11 protein-coding genes are annotated in these 15,860 nt (G+C 57.9%); 8 read left to right on the forward strand and 3 right to left on the reverse strand.

The window, feature by feature from the left end; translation table 11 throughout:
• Positions 1–38: 38 nt before the first annotated feature.
• Entirely contained in the window at positions 39–2,168 is a 2,130-nt protein-coding gene (locus OZ411_RS15050; protein ID WP_282528602.1) for a hypothetical protein, read from the forward strand.
• 312 nt (positions 2,169–2,480) lie between these two features.
• On the opposite strand, the gene OZ411_RS15055 is transcribed toward OZ411_RS15050, so the two are convergent.
• Together OZ411_RS15055 and OZ411_RS15060 are read right to left on the reverse strand one after the other, a co-directional pair.
• The gene (locus OZ411_RS15055; RefSeq protein ID WP_282528603.1) at positions 2,481–3,161 is read right to left on the reverse strand and encodes a Crp/Fnr family transcriptional regulator; all 681 of its coding nucleotides are present in this window, start codon (positions 3,159–3,161) and stop codon (positions 2,481–2,483) included.
• Positions 3,162–3,746: 585 nt separating this feature from the next.
• Positions 3,747–4,484: a TetR/AcrR family transcriptional regulator C-terminal domain-containing protein gene (locus OZ411_RS15060; RefSeq protein ID WP_282528604.1), complete on the reverse strand. Its 738-nt coding sequence runs from the start codon at positions 4,482–4,484 to the stop codon at positions 3,747–3,749.
• Positions 4,485–4,738: 254 nt separating this feature from the next.
• Between OZ411_RS15060 and OZ411_RS15065 the strand changes: the two genes are divergently transcribed.
• The 3 genes from OZ411_RS15065 to OZ411_RS15075 all read left to right on the forward strand — a co-directional run bounded on the left by OZ411_RS15065 (position 4,739) and on the right by OZ411_RS15075 (position 10,164).
• Positions 4,739–6,025, forward strand: coding sequence for an MFS transporter (locus OZ411_RS15065; RefSeq protein WP_282528605.1), 1,287 nt, complete (start codon positions 4,739–4,741; stop codon positions 6,023–6,025).
• 73 nt (positions 6,026–6,098) lie between these two features.
• Positions 6,099–8,321: a hypothetical protein gene (locus tag OZ411_RS15070; protein WP_282528606.1), complete on the forward strand. Its 2,223-nt coding sequence runs from the start codon at positions 6,099–6,101 to the stop codon at positions 8,319–8,321.
• 394 nt (positions 8,322–8,715) lie between these two features.
• Positions 8,716–10,164: a porin gene (locus OZ411_RS15075; protein WP_282528679.1), complete on the forward strand. Its 1,449-nt coding sequence runs from the start codon at positions 8,716–8,718 to the stop codon at positions 10,162–10,164.
• Between the two features lie 505 nt (positions 10,165–10,669).
• On the opposite strand, the gene OZ411_RS15080 is transcribed toward OZ411_RS15075, so the two are convergent.
• Positions 10,670–11,191, reverse strand: coding sequence for an Lrp/AsnC family transcriptional regulator (locus OZ411_RS15080; protein ID WP_282528607.1), 522 nt, complete (start codon positions 11,189–11,191; stop codon positions 10,670–10,672).
• 209 nt (positions 11,192–11,400) lie between these two features.
• Here OZ411_RS15080 and OZ411_RS15085 point away from each other — a divergent pair, with 209 nt between their 5' ends.
• The 4 genes from OZ411_RS15085 (at position 11,401) to OZ411_RS15100 (ending at position 15,758) form a co-directional block, all read left to right on the forward strand.
• On the forward strand, positions 11,401–12,747 hold the full coding sequence (locus OZ411_RS15085) for a D-amino acid dehydrogenase (RefSeq protein ID WP_349017016.1): 1,347 nt from the start codon (positions 11,401–11,403) through the stop codon (positions 12,745–12,747).
• A gap of 808 nt (positions 12,748–13,555) precedes the next feature.
• Positions 13,556–14,170, forward strand: coding sequence for an STN domain-containing protein (locus tag OZ411_RS15090; protein WP_282528609.1), 615 nt, complete (start codon positions 13,556–13,558; stop codon positions 14,168–14,170).
• A gap of 12 nt (positions 14,171–14,182) precedes the next feature.
• Positions 14,183–14,779 carry an RNA polymerase sigma factor gene (locus tag OZ411_RS15095; protein WP_282528610.1) on the forward strand — a complete coding sequence of 199 codons (597 nt, stop codon included), beginning with the start codon at positions 14,183–14,185 and terminating at the stop codon, positions 14,777–14,779.
• Complete coding sequence (locus tag OZ411_RS15100) at positions 14,769–15,758, forward strand: FecR domain-containing protein (RefSeq protein WP_282528611.1); 990 nt, start codon at positions 14,769–14,771, stop codon at positions 15,756–15,758. The genes OZ411_RS15095 and OZ411_RS15100 overlap by 11 nt, the downstream gene beginning before the upstream one ends.
• Positions 15,759–15,860: the final 102 nt, after the last annotated feature.

The following is a 15,860-nucleotide window of genomic DNA, read 5'->3' on the forward strand; positions in this document are numbered from 1 at the left end:
CAAGAAGTTCTTCATACATTGTCTGGTGGACGAGGATCATGAGCCATCCCAAAACAGAAAACGAAATCGATCGCCAAGCCGTCCAAAATGTACGCACGCTAGCGCACTATGCGATACACTTTGCCAACCGTGAGTTAGTGAAGCGGGATTGGCGCGATCCTGTCTATGTCGCGGCTCGGGCCGCGTTGGAGGAAGTCGCTCTAGATCTCCACCGGGCAAAGTGGTTGTTCGGCAGGATTGACGGAACCTACCTGGATTTCGCCGCTCCGGCGATCGCGGCCGACGATCTGGTGAGAGCGCATTCCGGATTCAACGATGTCATTTCCAGAGCGAAGGAGATCGCCGAGGCCTGCCGCGCCGAGCAAGTCATCGCGCTTCAGAAGTCGAAGGCGGACAGAACGCGGAGAGGTGAAATCGTCTTTGCCGATGATGTGCCCGTTGTTCCGACGATATGTCCGATCGTCGTACTGCAGGGCACCAACAGAGACATGGGTCGCCAATACGCTCAGCAGATCATCGAGATCTATGGCAGCTGGATCTTTGCCCGCCAGGCTACGAGGAGCTTCTCGGCTGACGAGAGGGCAGAGATGTCAAGGTGGGAGGCGGAACTCGCAAAGTACATGCCGGAGATCCTCGAATTCGCGGCGGGCTGGGCCGAAGGAGCCTCGCTCTCCGGCGTCCCGATGACGTACGAGCAGGTTCTTGCTATCTGGACAGGGACACGCCCGTTTTCTACCGAGGTGCGACCGATGGCATTCTCTCAAGCCGACGCGCACGAAGAAGGGATCACTGCTGCCTATCTTGGTGTTGCGGTCGGTCCGGACAAGTCAGTGGCGGAGGCTGCGGATATGTGCAGCGGTGTATGCGCCTGGGGATCGGCAACAGTTGATGGCAAACTTGTCGCCGCCTCAACGACTGATCACGATTGTACGTATCAGGCCACGATTGTCGCCTTTCCCGACCGTGGCAACAGCTTCATCTACACGCCCTTCTCCGCGAACGGCTCGATACCGATCCTCGGACGTTTCTTCATGGGAGGTCATCCCGGAATGAACAGCAAGGGGGTCGCCTACATTCACCATGGTGGCGCCAACACCGGCGAACCGTTCAGTGAATGGGGATATGGCGTTCGCAGAGGCCCGAGCACCTTCCATATCCTTCAATTCGCAGAAACCGCCGATCAAGCACGCGATATGCAACTCGGCTGGCCTGTCGGCGATACTGCAATTTCGCTGGGGACCGCGGGTGGTCTGTTTGCCGACGCCAAATATGGGTTCAGTCTGGAAGCGCGAAGCGGCTCGCCGGACGCGCCAAATCCGATCGTTCGAGAGGCGACCTACGACGCGCTCGGGAACTCGTTCGAGTTTCTGTATGCCAACAATAATGCCTTGAGTCCGCGGTCGGGCCACCTCAACGCGGCGCCAAAGCAGGGTTACAGCTACTCGCTGGCGGGGGGATGGTTCACGTTTGATCCTGCTGTCATCCACTCGGAGCCGGGCGGGGTCGCCTTCCGACGTCTGAACACCAAGAACAGCGAGGGCCGGAACAGATTTCACTATCGCACAATGATGGCGGGGTATGGCCGGATTGACCTGGAGTACATGACTGCGCTCTATCGGACCGGCGGGGCCATACCGGAGGGAGATTTCGAGGCCGTCTGTGCGCGTTGGAATGCCGGCGAACAATGGGACTGTTCTCCTGCACATCGTTCCAACGCATTCACCGTAGTTATGAGGCCTGACGAAAATAACGCCGGTGTTTATCGAGGATGCGTCGGCCCGGCTGCTCGGGACCTCAATTGCCGGGATCCGGGGCACGGCTACTACTACCATGATGAAACGAATGCGTTTTGGGAGCTGATCCTCGCCGCTTCCCCGCAAGCCGTGTTGGCTAACGCGGAGCAGAAGGCCGCTGAAGATATTCAGCAAGCGACGCAAGCACTCGAAGGATTTGATGGTTGCGATGCGGGCAAATCTGAACTGCAGAGGCTTCTGGAGGAGGCGCGAGACGAACTCGCGGGGGGCAAGAAGATCGCGCTTGAAGCAAGCGATCGCGATCAACAACTGTCTCTTCTGTCACGTAAGCTGAGAGCAGCTACGCGCGCTCAGGTTAGGGCTAGTCAGGTGAGAGACGCAGTGCATCCGCCTGTAGGCCTTGGTGAAGGCTAAGTGAGATCGTCGCCAATTGGTGCTGACGCAGCGTCACGGGACCAGAGAGCGCTCCAGGGTGGACTGTAGCGTGGCGCCCGCACATCCCGTCGACAGCTTCGATATGATATGGCGGGCGTTCGATGCTGCTGAAATGCGCCCAAGCGGTGCGTAGTCAGCGCAGGGCTGACTGACGGAGCGAGGCGCCCGTGCCGCGCCAGGATTCGCGCGGCATTGTTGAGATTGAACATGACGCGTTCGCGTCAATGGACTTTCGGTGATAGGCCTCCGTTCTGAAAGCACCTTGACCCTGCCGGCAGACGCGAGGTGAGGCTAACGATAAGCATCCGTAATGATTCTGTAGCAACTGCACGTTTGTTGCTCGAGCTGTTCGCGATCGCGAATCTGTATCACTCCGCGTATCTTTCGAAGTGATCCCTGATCTTGGAAACGGTTCAACGCCTCGGTGACGCCGGCCCGGCGCAATCCCAATATGGTAGAGATATGATCATGCGTTATCGGTATGGCATTAGCACTGATGGCATCACTCGCTAAGCAGAGCCACGATGCCAGCCGTTGTTCAAGGTGATGCCGCACGCCGCAGAGTGCTGTTTGCGAACCGTGAACCATGAGGGACTGAACGTATCGCAAGAGATGTTCGCGGATCTGTGGACGTTCGAGAATTAAGCGCTGTAAGTCGTCAGCACGAATTCTTAGCGCGGTGCCCGCAACGAGTACGGTTGATCGATGTGGGGAGGTCCTTGCTCCAAGAACGACCGCCATCGGTGCGAATCCACGAGAGCTCACCATTGCAGTCTCGAGGAGGCTTCCGGTGGCAAGGGTCACCAGCGAGACGATTCCCGTTTCAATGAAGTGAACATATTCAATGTGTCTGTTCGACTCCTGCAGTATAGCCCGTTCCTTCAGGGGTACGGGTTGCAGGTGGGGGCGGATATGATCAAAGTCTCTAAGAGAAAGGCTCGCCAGAACGCGGTTCTGGACAAGATGACCCATGGGACGAACGCCTTCTCGATGAGAACTCGGCTCTCGAAGCCCAACAGAGACAGCCTCCGCACCGAACTGCGAGGCGTTCCCAAACGTCATTCGGATTTCCCCCAAAGCCATTCGCGAACATATTTGAAACTATTATGAATTGATTTGACGGAGCAAACGATGTTTCGACACATTTGTCAAATTGTTTGCGGTGCACGACTGCGTACTCTGAATCGTGCACGATTCTTGCAATCGTTCGATTTGGTCGTACTCAACGGATCGTATCGGATGACGTGCTTAGCAGAAAAAGGTTCCGCGTGAGATTGCAGATCGAAGAACGGGCAGACGCGTTCGTAGATTACCTACTGAAGAGAGTATTCGCCCTATGACTCCACGAATGCGATAGCAATGGCATGCCAGGAAGCAAGCACGTAGCGGCGCATTCGACGGCGGTCTGTGAGGATCGCAATGACTATTCGAGCAAGTGGCGCTGTTTTGCTCTCGGAGAGCAAGAAGACTGCACAATCATTCGGCGGAGGGGCCAAGTCGCAGGAAGTCCCGAACGCCAAAAGGATGCTTCGTCGTGCTTTTACGTCTCCCTGCGCGTCAACGGCCTCCCTTACGAGGCCAGCATGCTATCCCATCAAGAAGCAGATGAAGCCCCTTATCAAACGTCAGGCGAGTGTCGATCTTGGTGAACGCGTCAAGCATGTAGTTCGCGCCGGGATAGTCCGCGAGAGCGAAGCGCGCCGTGCAGTCGATGATATATGCTCTGCGGGCCGCCGGTTCCTGACCAAATACATGCGCTCGAGCCACTGACGTTAAGAAGTGCATAAGAAGGTGGTAGGAGAGGGCTGCCTGCGATGGGGAAAATCCTCCGTTGCGCAAGATCGTACCCATGCGGTCGAAGAGGACGAGACCGTAATCGCTCCCTTCAACCAGCACTCGCTGGAACAAGCGGTAATCGTTTTGTGAGGCGATGTGCGTCGTGACCGCTTTCCATCGCAGCTGCATCTCATGCACTTGTAACGACAACGCCTCCAAGTCGGTTCGCCATCGGCCGCTCAGGGGAGGGGCGCGGTCGGCGACCTCTTTGAGCGCATGGTTGACGATCAAGCTAAGGAGATCATCGCGGCTTCCCAAGAAATAGTGAATGAGCGATGGGGCCACGCCTAAGTCCCGGCCGAGACGCACCATAGTGATTTTCGAGAACGGCTCACGTTGCGCCAAGCGAATAACATGCCGGATGATCGCTTCTTTGGTGAGCCCGGCCGGGCCTGCCGCACCTTGATGTCTTGGGCGCCGACCTGCGCGTCGTGGTCCTTTGTCCGCTGCCTTGCTCAACGTGTGATCTCTTCAAGAAAGGTTTGAATGCACCAACTGCCCACCACTCACAGCGGCGGTCAACCCTGCAAACAACTGTCACAATAATTGACAGGTTCTCAATTACGAGATAGGTGAGAAAATAATTGAGAGGGTCTCAATTAAATTCGCGTCTGTCGAAAGCGCCAAATGGCATTGACGGATGTGATGACGCCATCGACGTCGAGGCAGCATGCCGAGTGCGATGGTCCCGACAACGTGCAGCGGAGAAACCGATGGCCACTGACACCGCGGCGACTGATGTGCTTCGTGAACATGAGCGCGAGAGAGCGTCCGTCGTTCCCTTGGTGACGACCTTCCAGCGAGTTCGGATCGTCATGGGCGTGGCGTTGGGATTGGGGGCGGGATTCGCGCCGGTCTATGTCGGTACGATTGCTCTGTTCCTCAAGCCGATCTCCGAAACGTTTGGCTGGGCCCGAGCGCAGACATCTGCAGCCAGCGTGCTGTCGATGCTTGGTCTTGCTTTCGGCTCGATGATCATCGGTAGGCTGGTCGACCGGATCGGGTCCTTGAGGGTGATCGCGGCGTCTGCTTTGCTTATGGCTTGTTTGATCGCGCTTCTGTCGCGCTCAGCTAACGCTCCGTGGACGTTCAGCGCGCTGAGTTTCGCCATTGGCATGGCTGGAGCGGGCACAACTCCACCTGGATACTTCGCCGTTCTAGCGCGAAGGTTCGATGGTCGCCTCGGCCTTGCCTTGGGAATCGCCGGCGTAGGCATGGGGCTGGGTACGGTGTCTATGCCCTTGGTCGCCGGGGCTCTCATCGCTGCTCAGGGCTGGCGTACGGCTTATGTAAGTCTGGCTCTTCTTTCGGTAACGCTCACTGTCATTGCCTGCGGCCTTATCTTCTACGGTGACTCAAAAGCCGTCGAACATTCGCGAAGCGGAAGCGCAACGTCTGCTCAACTTGAGGGCCATACGTTGAGGGCTGCGTTTGGCGAATCTGCGATCTGGCTTCTGTTCGCTGTCGTGTTGCTCGTTGCTATGGCGAGCATCGGCGTGTCCATCCATCTCGTCTCGCTACTCACCGATCGAGGGATCGGTGCTGGCGACGCGGCAAGGGTCGTGGCAGTCAGTGGACTTGGGATCATTCTCGGTCGGCTGGGTATGGGCTACCTCCTGGATCACTTTCAGGCTCGTCGGGTAGCCGCTGCAGCTTTCTTGATGGGCGCTTTGGGGCCTCTCCTTTTGCTCGTCGGAACGGGCGCATCGGAATTGGGAGCGGCTTATGCGGCTGGCGTCTTGACCGGGCTTGTGCTTGGGGCGGAAGGCGATTTCCTGCCGTTTCTGGTTCGAAGATACTTTGGCCTCAGGGCATTCGGAACGATCTATGGATTGTTATTCTTTGCTCACGGTATCGGCGGCGTAATCGGACCGATCCTCTACGGGCGGTGTTTTGACAGCCTTGGGGTCTATACGTCCGCCTTATGGGGTTCCGTGATCGCGCTCGGCCTGGCCGCGGTCCTCATCCTCCTGTTGGGCCGCTATCGATATCCCAAGTAACTCACAGCGATATGCAATGTCTCGTCGCAAACGGGGCGGCAGCAACAAGTTTCATCGACAAATGAGGAAAGCTATGACGACGAACGACCAGGCGCCCGTACCGGTCAAGGCGCCTTTCATGATGATTGCACGATTGGCTGAACTCCTGGCCGAGGCGCAATACGCGCTTTACGATGCGAACCGGGCGTTGAACGCACACAGCCCGTCCACGAAAATCTATGCCCAGGAAAGACGTAATCTTGACCTGGCCGTGCTCTTCGTCAGCAAGGGCAAGTGGTACGCGGGGCGCTACAACGGAGCCTCCCTATATTTGGCGCCACATACAAAGGCGACGAGTGATGCGAAGCTTGCCGAGGAATGCTTAGCTTCAGCCATCGAGATCGCCAAAGAGTCCGAGGCTGTTCTCACTTCCAGTGACAACGAACGACCAAATCGCGCTGCCGATCGATATCGGTCCACGGTTCGGGTCGGCAAAAAGGGAGCTGAGATCGAGTTTGTGGACGACGTGCCACTGGTGCCGACGATCTGTCCGATCGTCGTACTACGCGGTTCGTCCTATGAGATGGGGCGCCAATACGCAGAGCAGGTCCTGGACATATTTGGCGATTGGATCTTTCGGCAAATTGAAGAACGGAGATTTCAGGCCGATGAGATCGCAATCATCGAAAAGTGGCGGGCCGAGCTCGAAAAGCATGCGCCCGAAATCCTGGAAATGGCGCGAGGGTGGGTCGATGGGGCAGCACGGCGCGGCATCCAGCTGGATTACCTGAACATCGTACAGCTGTGGACCGGACATTTTGAGCCTCACCGCGTCGGTATCCGTGGACACGGCGTTCGGGACCTTGCGAATGCCGGGGCAAGCGAAACGGAAGAGCAGGCCGACGCCTCTTACTTCGGTGGCCAGACCACTGTTGTCGACTTAGACGGAGCTTCTGCCGATCTTTGCAGTGGAGCCTGCGCTTGGGGCGAAGCCACCCGAGACGGTGCGCTGGTCGCGGGAGCCACGACGGACCACGACTGCACGTTCCAGGCAACCATTGTAGCATTTCCCGATAATGGTGCAGCGTTCATCTACACGCCTTTCTCGGTGATAGGTTTCATACCTGGCCTCGGACAATACTATTTCGCTGGTCACCCCGGAATGAACAACAAGGGGCTGGCATATATTCACCACGGCGGCGGATTGCACGGCATTGAGGCAGCGGAGGACCGCGGCTATGGGCTCAGGCGAGGCGCGTCTGTGTTCCACAACCTTAGGTTCGCAAATTCTGCCAAAGAGGCCTTGCGTAATGAACTTAGCTGGCCGATTGGCGACGTTGGCACAGTGCTCGGATCGGTTGGTGGATTCTACGCCGACGCGTCGTATGGTTACGTTTGTGAAGCCCGCCCTTCGCTCGGTGTTGGTCGGGATCCGATCGTTCGCGAATGGTCTTTCGATGAGACCGGATCTAGCTATCAATTCCTTTATGCAAACAACAACTCGCTTCATCCGAGATCCTCGGCTGGTTTTGGATCTCCTCAGAGCGGCTATCAATTCAACAGCGTCGAGGGGTGGATACAAGACCGGCCAGCATCGGTAGCGGCCCTCGGCGAAGTTCGGTTCGCGTCGGCTCTGTCGACGAAGAGTTCGCAGGGAAGGAATCGCTATCTGTTTGACTCCATGCAGAAGATCTATGGGTCCATCGATCTGGATGAGATGGCGAGAATCTACTCGACGAGCGCTCCGGAAAGGTATCGTTCCGACGGCCAGCGCATGTCCCACAAGGAACGCGAAACGGCTTGGCTTGGCGGAGTGCCATGGCCCAGCTCGATCTGCCACCGGGTGAATGCGTTCACTGCAACTATGAAGCCGGACAATGGTGACCAGGGTATCTATATGGGCTGCATTGGACCGGCGAACCGGCGCGCGTTGATGCACATTTCCGGGCATGGATATTATTACTATGACGAGGCCAATGAATTTTGGGAGATCCAGCTCTGCAACACCCCGGACGAATTGCTCAATAATGCAAAACAAACCGCAGCGCGGCTCTTGCGCGAAGCCGAAGATGCATTGAAGGGCGCGCGAACGAAGCGTTCTCAATTGGCCGTTTCTGATTATTTTGAAGAGGTGTTCGCTAGAGCTCGTGACGCTTTCGCGAGCGGAGAAGAAGCCGAGAAAGCTGTCAGCCTAACCGACGACAAAGACGCTTCCGGAGCGATCTCGCGTGCTCTACGGCAATTCACCACTTGCCAGGTACGCGCTAAGCAAATGATGACAGACCTAACTCGCAATTTGTCCAGCTCATCGCAATGAGCTGAGAGGAACGACAAGGCTCTCGTCATACTTCCGCAAATAGTCCTCTGAGAAATGGCCGCGCTTTTTTCAGCGCGGCCATTCCGTCTAAGCGTGATCTCCGGACGCTCGGGCTTTCGTACAAACTGTACTCTTCTGTTACTGCGGAAGCACGCCTCGGCAACGCAGTTAGGATTCGTCCTCTCCGTACAGACTTCGCGGTTTTTTTTCTCGCAGGATCGACGAAGCTGTTCAGGCGACAAGCGGGATACGCCGTATCGTCGCGGCTACGGAGTTCTTCGGCTTCCGCATTCACGAAGGCCGGGAGCGTAACTCTGGGCCGGGTAAGTCTCAGTTCTATGCAAGTGGCGTTGCAGACGACTGACTCGATCAATTGGGGATATAGATGGCGACGATGAAGAGGCTATGGCTCGGGGCGATAGGGGTTGTGAGTACCGCATGCGGAGTTCAGGCTGCTGATCTGCCTGTGAAAGCGAAGGCAGTCGAGTACGTGAAGGTCTGCTCTCTCTATGGAGCCGGATTCTTCTATATCCCCGGTACCGAAACGTGCATCAAGATGGGCGGCTACTTGCGCGTCGACACGACAGTCAACGGGGGCGGTGGTTATAACGCTCCGGCTTGGGCTGGTAATGCCGGTCAATCCAATCGCTTGCGAAACCAATATATCTCACGCTCTCGTCTAGACCTGAGCATCGATACACGCACGGCCACCGAATACGGCGTGGTTCGTACGCTCTTCGACGGCGTGTTCCAGGCGACCACGGGCGATTCTATTGCCACTGGCGTTTTCGGATTGAACTTTGCCTTTATCCAGTTTGCAGGCTTCACCTTCGGTAAGGCGGTGTCGCAGTTCGATTCTCCTTGGTGGGGCTATCCTGGCAACGCCACATCCTTCCTGCTTGGCGGCTACGACGACGCAACCGGCATCAACCAGGTGGCATACACTGCCTCATTCGGCGGCGGGGTGACAGCCTCGGTATCATTGGAAGATAGTGCTCCCTATACTCAGTCGCAGCTTGCCAATACGTCGGGCGGGACACCCGCGCTCTACGCCCAAGGCGTTCTGGGCACAGCCAGCTATGGCGGCACCGTGGTGCCTGACATTATCGGACAGGTCCGTGTCGACCAAGCTTGGGGGTTATTCCAGGCGTCGGTGGCGGCTCATAACATCCACGCGGCCTACTACGGCTCGACGGAAACCAGCGGCCACCCGAGCAACGCGTGGGGTTGGGCCGGACAGCTGGCTCTATCGATCAGGAACATTCCGAGCGGACCGGGCGACACGTTCAACATCTCGGTTGGCTACGCCAATGGCGCGAGCCGTTACGTGATCGGTGGTGTGAGCCCGAACTCTTTTGCAATGTATGGCGGAACCAGCTTGCCGGGGGCTTATCAAAGCATTGCGTTCGGTGGTTCGGGCGACGCTGTGTTCGCCGGCACGAGCGCTGCGACCGGTACCGGCCTCGTGAAATCCAACCTGTGGGGTGTACGCGGTGCGTTTACCCACAACTGGGATCCATACTTCAACACCGCGTTGTTCGGTTCGTATTCAGCAGCTCGCTGGGGCTCGGCTGGCGCAGCGGTGATCTGCAATGCGGCGGTGCGTGCCTCGATCTCTGGTGTATGCAACCCGGACTTCAACATCGCACAGGTCGGTATGATCACTCGTTGGACTCCCGTGAAGAACCTGACGTTCTCGGGAGAAATTATGTACATGCTGCTTGAACAGAAGCACTCGGGCACCATCACCCTCCCGGGAACCGCGCCGAAGCCGGCTGGGGTCTACCAGCTCAAGAATCAAGATACGGTCGTTGGAATGCTTCGTGTTCAGCGAAACTTCTGAAGGCATCAACCAGCAAGAGGAGAAATACGCGGACTACTAACCTCCAGTGGAGTCTCCGGTGTGCCCGCCGGAGGCTCTCGCTGTCATGCGGGACAGGAGACGAAAAGCCTCCCGAAGGCCTTAGGGGGATTGTCTGAGAGGCCTCAACTGCGTTCGCAGAAACTCAATGGAGTTTGAAGAGAACCCCGCGGCAGGCCGGGTAAAGCCTGCACCTCCGAGACTTGACCGCCGTCGCGATGCGACGCGATGGCGGCCTTTTTGGAGGATGGGATATGAGTGCGTGCCCGAGGTCGACGCCGTTCAATCTCGGTGGTGGCTTCACGGCGCCGAAGTCAGGCAATGTTTCCGCAAGCCATGGAGCTCGAGGGCGGCGGCCGCTCACGTCGAAGCAAAGCAACCGTTGCCACGACCGGAACTCTCAGGCACCTTCAGCCCAAACCTAACGGGCGTCGATCTAGGATGTCGACTGCGAGGCTGACGAAGCAACGCGGACTGAAACGCAGACTCACCTGCGTCTGCAGGAAGATCGAGTCTCTCCCTGCTCGCGTTGGGGGCGAGAATTATTCAGAGCAGGGCGTTTTCGAGCGGTCAGAACGTTCCGAATGGCAAAGCTCGAATGGATTCGCGCGACGCCGGGCAGAGTGGAGAGTATTTCGGTGTGAATGCGTTCAAACTCTGCTGCGTTATCGACCTCGATGCGTAGCAGATAATCCGCTGCGCCAGTCATGAGATAGCATTCCTGTATCTCTGGATTCTTACGAATAGCTCCTTCAAATTTGCTCAGATAGTCTTCTGTCTGGCGTTCAAGTGAAATGTTAATGATGACCGCCAGCGTCCCCTCAGGTGATGATTGCCCGACGAGAGCGGTATAGCCCCGGATAGTTCCATTCTGTTCGAGCTGCCTAATTCGCCGAAGGCAGGAAGACGGCGATAAACCGACTTCTTCGGCGAGCTTGGCATTCGTCATTCGAGCATTGAGACGGAGCAGACGCACAATGTTTCGATCAATCTGGTCCACTCCGGCCATGAGAAGTTCTTTCCATACTTCGCAAGAATATTGCGTGCTTAGCGTTATCTTGGAAGATCAAAGCGAATTGAGGCCACCTCTTGCGCGGTAATTGCGTTAGGGTCAACCCAATCATCGGTTTAGTGGTCGATGCGCGTTAGCGCTTGGCGACGATCTCGTTGAGGTGACTGGACCGTCAGACCTTTGAGGAGGTTGCATGCGCGGCCGCAATGATCTTCTACGAGAGTCTAGCCGTCTTGGAGGCGCTGTCACCGAGAGTCCGTGGACTCCTGCGATACAAGGCGAAGGGGCGAGAGAATTCAATGAGAGTAGTTGTACTTGGTGCGGGAGTCATCGGGGTGACATCCGCTTATTATCTTGCCAAGGCGGGTCATCAAGTGACGGTTCTAGATCGCCAGAGCGGTCCTGCCCTCGAAACGAGCTTCGCGAATGCGGGCGAGATTTCGCCGGGCTACGCATCGCCTTGGGCCGCACCCGGCATTCCGCTTAAGGCCTTCAAGTGGCTGTTTATGAAACACGCGCCGCTGGTGATCCGTCTGATGACGGATCTGACGACGTGGCGATGGATGGCTGCCATGGCGCGCAATTGCACGGCCGCTCGTTACGCGCTCAACAAGGGGCGTATGGTTCGCCTTGCCGAATATAGCCGTGATTGCTTGATAGCTCTACGCGAAGAGACTGGTATCACCTACGACCACCGCACCCAGGGCACATTGCAGCTGTTTCGGACCGCGAAGCAAATCGACGGCATCAGTAAAGATATCGATGTGCTGCGAAGCGATGGTGTTCAATTCGAAGTGCTGGATCCGGCAGGTTGCATCGCCGCAGAGCCTGGCCTCGCGCGGGTGAGCAGCAAGATCGCTGGAGGTTTACGCCTGCCAAACGATGAAACCGGTGACTGCTTCAAGTTCACGAACGAGCTGAGCGGCCTGTGTCAAACGATGGGCGTCGAATTCCGTTTCGGCGTCGATATCCGCCGACTGCGTAGGAATATCGATAGCGTAGCGTGCGTAGAAACGGACGTTGGCGACATTGACGCCGATGTTTTTGTTGCGGCCTTGGGTAGCTACACGTCGGCGGTGTTAGCTCCACTTGGACTGCGATTGCCGGTGTATCCGGTGAAAGGTTACTCCATTACGGTTCCTATTGTTGATGAATCCCGTGCGCCAGCGTCGACAGTCATGGATGAGACTTACAAGGTCGCCATCACTCGTCTCGGCTCTCGAATTCGAGTTGGTGGGATGGCGGAAATAGCGGGCTTCGATCTTGACCTCCCAGCGACGCGGCGGAAGACCCTCGAACATTCAGTCGAAGATCTGTTTGGTGGTGCCGGCGACCAAACGCGCGCCACCTTCTGGACGGGACTACGACCAATGACGCCCGACGGAACGCCGGTCATTGGGGCGACACGCTATTCAAATCTCTACCTTAATTCCGGCCACGGGACGCTTGGATGGACTATGGCTTGCGGCTCAGGCCGTATTCTGGCTGACCTGATCAGCGGAGCAAAGCCTGATATCGAGGCGGCCGACCTCGCGCTGGCGCGGTATTCATAACTTTTGTCCGGAGCTGCTCCTTCAATGAGACTTTCAGTGCCACGGTCAACGGGAACATCGGTACAGGGCTGCGGATCGATCGACGCCAATCTACCATGTTCGCGGGGAAGACAGCTCTTGGCGCAAAGCGGACGGAACTCGTTGTGCCAATTGTCGCGCGTGGCCTTTGCCGTCTGAGGGCGGCGAGGCCCACGGAGTGCGGGCGAACAGTAGCATACGAACTCTGGCCGTGGGTCGGCTATGATAATACCAAGTTCGCCCGACATAGGGGTTTGCGGCCTTTCAACGTCCTTCGCTAAGAGCGTAACGGCTGAGCTCCCAGGGGCTGAACTGCTCATGCGAAGGATTGGATGAGATATCGTAGGTTTGGTTGGTGTGGGGAAAGGTGGTAGCGCTCCCCCGCTACGCTTTCCCGCTATGTCCTGCGCCAGCTTACGATCTCCGACGATTTGGTACTCCCGGTCGTAACGGTCTGCGTAGTTCCCGCGAATTGCGCTTGGCTGCAGCCAGATCTGACGATCGGCAGCTTTTGGCGCAGCGGACATTGAGCCGGATCGGTACGTCTCAGAAAGGCCAAAAGCGGCCGCGCTCAGATGTCTGCCCTTTGGTTCTGAATCATGCTCGCAAGCCGCTTCGGCTCAAAACCAACCGGTCACCCTAACCTTTGACATTTAACTGTAACATTTGCTCCTTAAGGCGTTTTCGTCTTCTGATAGGGTGAAAGTGGGGTCGTTCGTTGTCACGGGATGCGCCATTCGTTACGTCCCGCAGCGATCGGTTCAGCCGTGCCATGGTGTTGGCTCTTGGCTTGATCTTCGCGACCGATCGGATCTCGGCGCAGGACTCCCTTCGTTTCAATATTCGGTCCCAACCGCTCGCCAAGGCGCTTTACGCGTTTAGTCAGACGACAGGAATCGAAGTGATGGTCGACGCGCGGCAGGTCGCGGGTCGTCAAGCACCCGAAGTCAGCGGATCGATGCCGCCGCTCATGGCGCTGTCGATGTTGCTTGCCGGATCGAACCTAGCCGCCCACGAATTTGCCCCGGGTACCGTGGCCATCGGGGAGATATTAAAGGCAGATGAGCCTTCCGTCGAAGACCTGCATTACTATGCAGATGTCCAGCGCGCGATCGAACACGCGCTTTGTTCCGATCCGCGCACTTTGCCGGGACATTATCGACTGGCGCTGAGGCTGTGGGTCGGACAGTCGGGCGAGGTAACGCGATCGAAGCGGCTCGACACGACCGGGGACGACGCGCGCGACGGGGCCCTCGACGCGATGATCGCAAGGATACGCATCGGGAAGCCGCCGCCGCCGCATTTCCCGCAGCCGATCGCCCTCATCGTATCGCCCGTCGCAACTGGTGCCGCTACGGACTGCTCCGGCGGCGCGCCACCGCCACGCCGCGCGGCAAATCCATAGTCCACGGCACGCATGATGGTCGACAAGGGACTTACAGCGCTGCGTCAGCTGCTGGTCTTGCGCTACGAAGACTTGAAGCGCCGGCTGACGCGACGGGTCGGCTCGTCTGACGTCGCCGCCGAAGCGCTGCATGAGACCTGGATCCGACTGGGACAGATCGACGCGATTGCTCCGGTTCACCGTCCAGAATCCTACCTCTATCGGATCGCTTTGAATGTCGCAGTGGATCGGCATCGGGCCGATATTCGCTGGTCCGGCAAGGCCAGTCTGGAGGCGCTGCTGCGATCCGACGACGACCAGCTTGATCCCGAACGCATCGTGCTGATGCAATCGGAGATGGCCGCGCTGGAGCGGGTTCTCCGCGAACTGCCGGAGCGCCGCCGGGCGATTTTTATCGCCGCGCTGATCGATGAACTACCCTATCGCGAGATTGCCAATCGTTTCGGCATTTCGCTGCGGTCGGTCGAGCGGGAGATGGGCTTGGCTTTCGACCATTGCGGCCGTCGGATTGAAAATTTCTCGGCAAGGCGGCGGGTTCGTGCGGCGGAAAACGTCTTGTCAATTGAGCAGGCGCCGGACGGCGCCAAGGACACTGATCATGACGTCTGATTCTCGCGAGACCGGCGAAACCGAAGACCCGATGACAACGGCGCGTCATTGGATTGTTCGGCTGCGCTCTGGTGACGTCAGTCAGGACGATATCGCAGGGGCCAATCGTTGGCGTGCCGAGAGCGTCGCGCACCGGCGCGCCTTTGCTCAGGCGAATGCGCAATGGCAGCTGCTTCGGCAGGCGGCAAACAATGTTGCTATTGCGGAGGTCGCGGTTGTCCGAACGCCCGTGCGTTCTCCGCTGACGCGCCGCGCCTGGATTGGCGGGGCTTTGGCCGCATCGGTCGGTGGCGCGATTTATCTCGCTGCTCGTCCGCCTCTCGAGCTCTGGCCGTCGCTTGCCGAACTCAGCGCGGACTACCGAACGGATGTAGGTGAGCGACGTCAGATCGATGTTGCGGAGAACGTTTCGGTCGAGCTCAATACGCGGACCAGCGTGAGCGCCAGTGCGGATTCGGACACACGCGGCTTGACGCTTGTGGGGGGTGAGATTGTGGTGACGACCGGCCGTCCAGGCGCGGCGCTGCAACAACCCTTCGTCATCGCGGCCGGAAGCGGACGTATCAGAGCGACACGCGCGATGTTCGATCTTCGCCGAGACGGGCAGGATGTCGCGGTCGTCTGTCTGGATGGCGAGGTCGGAATCTCTTGCGGAAAAGACGCGGTCGATCTCGGCCGCGGCCAGCGCGTCGATTACGGTCCCGATGGCCTCGGCGACGTCAAGCCATCTGATGGTCAGGCCGTGGATGCGTGGCGGAAGGGTCTCCTGGTATTCGAGAACCAGCCGCTATCGCAGGTGATTGGCGAGATCAATCGGTACCGGCGCGGCCGGATCGTGTTGACCGGCGCACGCATCGGTCAGCTGCCGCTCGATGCAACGTTCCGGCTCGACCGGATCGAGGACATCGTTCCCAAGCTGGCCCACCTGTTCGGTCTCAAGGTCAGAGCGCTTCCGGGCGGTATCGTGTTCCTGAGCTGAAACTGTCATCCGGTGCGTCACAAATATTTCACCATTTTTATTGGCGGTTCGAACCGTTCGGCGGTCGTCTTCAGGACGAGATCGCGCGTGCCCATCGACGGA

Origin of the sequence: Bradyrhizobium sp. Arg237L, assembly GCF_029990105.1 — a bacterium.
In the GTDB taxonomy this organism is placed as follows: domain Bacteria; phylum Pseudomonadota; class Alphaproteobacteria; order Rhizobiales; family Xanthobacteraceae; genus Bradyrhizobium.

Coding starts and splice junctions, on each gene's coding strand:
- OZ411_RS15095 (WP_282528610.1), top strand. CDS start 14,183: ATGATGGTCGACAAGGGACTTACAGCGCTGCGTCAGCTGCTGGTCTTG.
- OZ411_RS15100 (WP_282528611.1), top strand. CDS start 14,769: ATGACGTCTGATTCTCGCGAGACCGGCGAAACCGAAGACCCGATGACA.
- OZ411_RS15085 (WP_349017016.1), top strand. CDS start 11,401: ATGATCTTCTACGAGAGTCTAGCCGTCTTGGAGGCGCTGTCACCGAGA.
- OZ411_RS15070 (WP_282528606.1), top strand. CDS start 6,099: ATGACGACGAACGACCAGGCGCCCGTACCGGTCAAGGCGCCTTTCATG.
- OZ411_RS15055 (WP_282528603.1), bottom strand. CDS start 3,161: ATGGGTCATCTTGTCCAGAACCGCGTTCTGGCGAGCCTTTCTCTTAGA.
- OZ411_RS15075 (WP_282528679.1), top strand. CDS start 8,716: ATGAAGAGGCTATGGCTCGGGGCGATAGGGGTTGTGAGTACCGCATGC.
- OZ411_RS15080 (WP_282528607.1), bottom strand. CDS start 11,191: ATGGCCGGAGTGGACCAGATTGATCGAAACATTGTGCGTCTGCTCCGT.
- OZ411_RS15050 (WP_282528602.1), top strand. CDS start 39: ATGAGCCATCCCAAAACAGAAAACGAAATCGATCGCCAAGCCGTCCAA.
- OZ411_RS15065 (WP_282528605.1), top strand. CDS start 4,739: ATGGCCACTGACACCGCGGCGACTGATGTGCTTCGTGAACATGAGCGC.